The following is a 422-nucleotide window of genomic DNA, read 5'->3' as shown; positions in this document are numbered from 1 at the left end:
CGGTACAGCAGCGGCTGGACAGCCTGCTGCGCAATGCCATTGCCGCCCGGTCGATCTCGGAGATGGCTGTGGCGCTGGGCAGCGCAGCGGAACTGCGCATCTTTCCGGCCGAAGCCGATCTGGAGCGCTGCACCGAGGCCGTCAAGGCTTCCGGCGCCACCGTGCTGCGCGCGCTGATCTGGACGGTGCGCCATCGCCACGCCCGGCATCTTGAGCAACTCAGGCGGCGCCGCTAGCCCTGTCCGCGCATCCAAAGTCAAAGCCCCCGCCACTCCAGGAGTTGCGGGGGCTTTTCTCTGCCGGGGCCGGCATCGGCCACGATCGTTCAATAAGGCCGATACAATTCCAGCCGCTTGCCGCTGTGCATGTAGTCCGCCCGGTAGCCGGCGCGCAGCACCGGGTCGGCCAGGAAGGTGTCGAAC

1 protein-coding gene is annotated in these 422 nt (G+C 67.8%); it reads left to right on the top strand.

All coding sequences use genetic code 11. From position 1 onward, the window contains the following. A partial coding sequence (locus AC1DMY_RS21005) for a hypothetical protein (protein WP_477166776.1) occupies nt 1–236 on the top strand: 236 nt, incomplete at its 5' end. Nucleotides 237–422: the final 186 nt, after the last annotated feature.

This window comes from Dyella sp. 01L423, from assembly GCF_056399945.1.
This window is presented reverse-complemented; position numbering and strand designations above follow the sequence as displayed.